This window comes from Kitasatospora sp. NPDC059722 (assembly GCF_042733235.1).
Lineage (GTDB): Bacteria > Actinomycetota > Actinomycetes > Streptomycetales > Streptomycetaceae > Kitasatospora.
The window spans coordinates 1-5,110 of sequence record NZ_JBHWGD010000204.1 but is presented as its reverse complement, the minus strand read 5'-3'; the positions used below and the strand labels follow the sequence as shown (position 1 = coordinate 5,110).

General features: G+C 74.1%; 4 protein-coding genes. 3 read left to right on the top strand and 1 reads right to left on the bottom strand.

What is annotated here, in order from left to right; translation table 11 throughout:
• The coding region (locus tag ACFV4F_RS42200) for an NAD(P)/FAD-dependent oxidoreductase (RefSeq protein WP_380511126.1) at window positions 1-1,280 on the bottom strand (1,280 nt) is incomplete at its 3' end.
• Between the two features lie 458 nt (window positions 1,281-1,738).
• Here ACFV4F_RS42200 and ACFV4F_RS42195 point away from each other — a divergent pair.
• The 3 genes from ACFV4F_RS42195 to lepB all read left to right on the top strand — a co-directional run bounded on the left by ACFV4F_RS42195 (window position 1,739) and on the right by lepB (window position 5,011).
• Complete coding sequence (locus tag ACFV4F_RS42195; protein WP_380511123.1) at window positions 1,739-3,334, top strand: MerC domain-containing protein; 1,596 nt, start codon at window positions 1,739-1,741, stop codon at window positions 3,332-3,334.
• 134 nt (window positions 3,335-3,468) lie between these two features.
• A complete protein-coding gene (locus ACFV4F_RS42190; protein WP_380445766.1) occupies window positions 3,469-4,068 on the top strand; it encodes a helix-turn-helix domain-containing protein in 600 nt (199 codons plus the stop codon).
• A gap of 67 nt (window positions 4,069-4,135) precedes the next feature.
• The gene (gene lepB / locus ACFV4F_RS42185; protein ID WP_380511120.1) at window positions 4,136-5,011 is read left to right on the top strand and encodes a signal peptidase I; all 876 of its coding nucleotides are present in this window, start codon (window positions 4,136-4,138) and stop codon (window positions 5,009-5,011) included.
• The last annotated feature ends 99 nt before the right edge of the window (window positions 5,012-5,110 follow it).

Below are 5,110 nucleotides of genomic sequence, written 5' to 3'. Positions count from 1 at the left end.
AGGGACATCACCTCGTGGAAGGCCGCCGTGACCGCGGTGTTGCGGGTCGCGGCGGCCAGGACCTTGTCCAGGAAGGCGTGCTGCACCTTCATCATGGCCCCGGACGGCCCGCCGGTGGTCGCGGCGAAGCGGACGTCCTCGGTGCAGGACATCACCCAGGCGTTCTTCGACGCCGCCGCCACTCCGCGCCTGGCGTCGCGCGCGGCGGCGTGGCCGATGCCGCCGTGCCGCAGCACCGCGCGGCGCAGCTCCCGGGCGCTCAGCAGCGAGACCGTGATGCCCTGCCCGTACACCGGGTTGAACGTGCAGAGGGCGTCGCCGATCGCGACGAGGCCCTCCGGCGAGCGGCGCTCGTAGTGGCGGCGCACGCCCGGGCCGGGGACGAAGCCGCGGACCTCGCCGGCGGGTTCGGCCTCGCGCAGCGCGTCGCGGATGGCCGGGTCGCGGAGCCGGGCCAGCTGACCGTCGAACCCGGCCTCGCCCGGTTCGGGTTCGGCGCCGCGCATGCCGGCCAGGCTGACGATCCAGCGGTCCCCCTCGACCGGGAGCAGGACGCCGAGGCGGGGCGCGTCCGGGGCCTTGGTCTGCAGGTAGATCGCCTTGCAGCCGAGGTCGCCGGCGCCGGCCGGGCGGTGGAAGAGCCGCGAGGTGTACGTGACACCGGCGTCCACCCGCTCCTCGGGCACCGGCGCGCAGCCGAGTTCCGCCAGCCAGCCCGCGACCCCGGTCGAGCGGCCGGTCGCGTCGACGACCAGCTCGGCCGGGATCTCCTGGACCTCGCCGCGCTCCGGGCCGCGCTCGCGGACCTTGACGCCGGTCACCGCGTGCGCCGAGCCGAGCAGCCCGACCACCTCGGTGCCCTCCAGGAACTCGATCGACGGGGCGGCGCGGACGCGGTCCAGGATCAGCTTGTCCATCACCGGCCGGGTGCAGGACAGGAAGGCCACCTGCGCCGGGTAGTCGGCCATCCAGCCGGCCGAGCTGAGCCAGCGCAGATCACCCGAAGCGGCGACCCGGGTGGCGCCCGCGTCCGTCAACTCCTGTTTGATGCCGGGCATCATCTCCTCCAGCGCCCGGTGCCCGGCCTCCAGCACCAGGTGCGCGTGCCGCCCCTGCGGCACGCCCGCGCGGAACTGCGGCTCCGCCGGGTAGTGGTCCCGCTCCACCACCACGATCCGCTCGGCGTAGCCGCGCAGCGCCCAGGCCGCCACCGTTCCGGCGAGTCCGCCGCCGATCACCACCGCCGTGCCCCGCCCGGGGGCCGTCTCCGAAGAAGTCATGCGACGTAGCGTAGTTGGGCGGTGGTGCGCGCGTAACGGATCGGTGGTGTGAACGGGCGCTGCTGGGGCGCCTGTTGACGCGCGCGCCGGGTCGGCGCCGAGTGCCCCCGGGGCGAACCGCCACGGGGAAACGATCGTGCAGGTACCGGGCTCGTGCGGTTCGTGCGGCTGCCCCGCTCGTTCGGGCAGCTGCCCCGCTCGTTCCTGCGGCCGGCTCCGACGGACGGGCGCTCCGCCTGGCCGGGACACCGCCGGATCGCAGACGTCGCCTGCACCCAAGGGCCGGCGGCGCTAAGAGTTCGTCAAGATCGGCGTCCGGCGGTGCCAAGGAGGCGCCAGGAGGAGTCTCATCGTCGACGGCGCGGAAACAGCGTCGCTCGGCGGAGAGGAAACGGTTCCGCGCGGGCCCCGAAGGGGAGGTCCCGCGGACCGTACAACGGGGAAGAGGACGTACGGTCATGACGACGGCGGCTAAGGGCAGAACGGCCACATCCAAGGAGGCCGCCTCAGCGGGCGCCCCGGCGGGCTCCGCAGCGGGCTCCGACCCCGGGGAGGGGAGCCCAGCGGCCGCGCCGCCGAAGCCCGCCGCCCCCCGCGTCCCGCACCGCCTCCCGACCGGCCTCGGCCACCGACTCCGCCAGGGCGCCCGCCGGATGGGCGGCCGGGCCTACTGGACCACCCCGCGCCTCGTCCGCGGCCTCACCGCGCTGAGCCTCGCCGCCCTGCTCGGCCTCGGCGCCACCGCCACCGGCGTCCTCGGCGGCGCCCGCGACGGCACCGACACCATCGGCCACGGCGCCGCCCCGCAGGCGGCCCGCGCCGCCGACCTCTACTTCGCGCTCAGCGACATGGACGCCCAGGCCGCCAACCTGCTGCTGATCGGCGCCGACCCGGACTACACGGCGCTGCACCGGACCACCCTCGACACCTACGAGCAGCGCCGCGCCCAGGCCGACGACGACCTCCAGCAGGCCGCCCAGGCCGCCGCCGACGACTCGGCCTCGCAGCGCGCCGTCCAGCGCGTCCTCGGCGAACTCGGCAGCTACGAGGCCCTGGTGGCCCGCGCCCAGCTGCTGGAGGACCAGGCCAAGGCCCCGGCCGGCAAGCCCTCCGAGGAGGCCCTCACGGCCTACCGGCAGGCCACCGACCTGCTGCGGCAGCAGCTGCTCCCGGCCGCCGACCAGGTCACCGCCGCCAACGAGGCGGTCGTCGACCACGTCTACGCGCAGCAGCGCTCCGACCTGGACGGCGGCTGGTGGGAGCTGGCCGCCGTCGGCCTGTTCGCGCTCGTCGCGCTGTTCGCGCTCCAGCGGACGCTGGCCGTGCGCTACCACCGCGTCGTCAACCCGGCGCTGGCGGCCGTCACCCTGGTGACCGCCGTCGTGCTCGCGGCCGGCCTGCACCTCGTCTCCACGGCGGACGGCAACCTGGTGACGGCCAAGAGCAACGCCTACGACTCGGTGATCGCGCTCAGCCGGGCCCGCGCCGTCGCCTACGACATGAACGCCGACGAGAGCCGCTACCTCGCCGACCCGGTGCTCGCGGCCACGTACCAGCGGACCTACCTGGAGAAGAGCCAGGCGGTCGTCCGTCTCGACGGCGCGACCGTCACCGACTACGACGGCCGGCTGGAGACCGCCGCCGCCAAGCACCTGGCCGACCGCTCGGTGCCGTTCGGGGGCTACCTCGGGACGGAGCTCAACAACATCACCTTCCCCGGCGAGCGGGACGCGGCCGAGCGGGTGCTGGCGGCCTTCCGGTCCTACCAGCAGGTGGACCACAAGATCCGCGTCCTGCACGACGCCGGCCAGCTGAAGGACGCGGTGACGCTCAACACCGGCCTCTCGAAGGGCCAGTCCAACTACGAGTTCGACCAGCTGAGCAAGGCCATGGGCGACACCATCGACGTCAACTCCCGCGCCATGGACGCGGCCGTCGCCGACACCGACGACGCCCTCGACGGCACCACCGCGACCCTGGCCGCGGTCGTCCTGGCGGCGGCGCTCGTCCTGGTCGCCGTCGGCGTCCGCCCCCGCCTGCGCGAGTACCGCTGACACGTCCGGACGAGGGCCCGGTGACGCTCCGTCCGTCACCGGGCTCCTCGGCGTGGGCGCGGAGGAAGGATTCCGCCGCCGTCCCCGCTGTGCCGGTTTGACAAACCGGGTTGCCGTGGCGGCGAATGGCGGGTATGGCCGACGACGCGGATCTCGAGAACGTCCTGAACACGGTGGGCCCCCGGCTGCGGGCGTTGCGGCGGGAGCGGGGGACGACGCTGGCCAAGCTGGCGGCGGCCACCGGCATCTCGCTCAGCACGCTGTCCCGGCTGGAGTCGGGCCAGCGCAAGCCGACGCTGGAACTGCTGCTGCCGCTGGCGCGCGAGTACCGGGTGCCGCTGGACGAACTGGTCGGCGCGCCGGCCACCGGCGACCCGCGGATCCACCCGCGGCCGGTGACCAGGAACGGGCAGACCATCGTGCCGCTCACCCGCCACCTGGGCGGGCTGCACGCCTACAAGCACATCATGCCGCCGGGGCACGGCACCGGGCCCGGGCCGGAGTTGAAGGTGCACGAGGGCTACGAGTGGCTGTACGTGCTCTCCGGCCGGCTGCGGCTGCTGCTCGGTCCGCACGACATCGAGCTCGGCGCCGGGGAGGCCGCGGAGTTCGACACCCGCACCCCGCACGCCTTCGGCAACGCCGGCCCGCAGCCGGTGGAGTTCCTCAGCCTGTTCGGGCCGCAGGGCGAGCGCATCCACGTCAGGGCGCGCCCGGGAACCTCTGTTCGGTAGGTTCGTTTCCTGACAGCGGGGGCTTTCCGTTCCGGACTCCCGCAGGCCATCGGGAGGGGCCGAGGAGATGAGTGTCCAGCAGAGCACGGAGACCGGGGACAGCGGCGGAGCCGGAGAGCGGGCCGGGAGCGGGGGCGGGGGGCGGCGCAAGGAGCGCAAGAAGCGGCCCTTCTGGCAGGAGCTGCCGATCCTCCTGGTGATCGCCCTGCTGCTCTCGCTCGGCATCAAGACCTTCTTCGTCCAGGCCTTCTCGATCCCGTCCGGCTCGATGGAGCAGACCCTCGACATCGGCGACCGCGTGCTCGTCGACAAGTTCACCCCCTGGTTCGGGGCGAAGCCCGAACGCGGCGAGGTCGTCGTCTTCCGCGACCCGGGCGGCTGGCTGGAGGGCCCGCCGAAGCAGTCCGGCGACTCCGTGATGGGCACCGTCCAGAAGGTCCTGAGCACCGTCGGCCTGATGCCCTCGGCCGACGAGAAGGACCTGATCAAGCGGGTGATCGCGGTCGGCGGGGACACCGTCGAGTGCAAGAAGGGCGGCCCGGTGAAGGTCAACGGCGTCGCGCTGGACGAGCCGTACATCTTCCCCGGCTCCGCGCCCTGCGACAACGACCCGGTCGGCACCGTGACCGTCCCCAAGGACCACCTGTGGGTGATGGGCGACCACCGGAACAACTCGCGCGACTCCCGGCCGCACCACAACGAGACCGGCGACGGCTTCGTGCCGGTGGACGACGTCGTCGGCCGGGCCTTCGTCGTCGCCTGGCCCGTCTCGCACTGGAGCACCCTGCCGGTGCCCGACACCTTCGACCAGAAGGGCCTCGCCGCGCCGGCCGCCCCGCGGTCGCCGCTGGAGGCGCCGTCCGCCCCCGGTGCGGCGGCACTGGCCGCCGCCGTGCCGCTGACGCTGTGGCGGCGCCGGCGCCGGCGCCGGGCGCGTCGTTAGTGCCGTGCCGGGCGTCGCAACACGGTGGACCTATCCGGCCACGGCAATAGTACTCCAGTGAGAGTTCTCCGTTTTCCCTGGTCAGCGGCCTGGTGGTCG

What these genes read in the sequence shown, in the direction of transcription:
- ACFV4F_RS42195 (WP_380511123.1), top strand. Translation starts at nt 1,739, where the DNA reads ATGACGACGGCGGCTAAGGGCAGAACGGCCACATCCAAGGAGGCCGCC.
- ACFV4F_RS42190 (WP_380445766.1), top strand. Translation starts at nt 3,469, where the DNA reads ATGGCCGACGACGCGGATCTCGAGAACGTCCTGAACACGGTGGGCCCC.
- lepB (WP_380511120.1), top strand. Translation starts at nt 4,136, where the DNA reads ATGAGTGTCCAGCAGAGCACGGAGACCGGGGACAGCGGCGGAGCCGGA.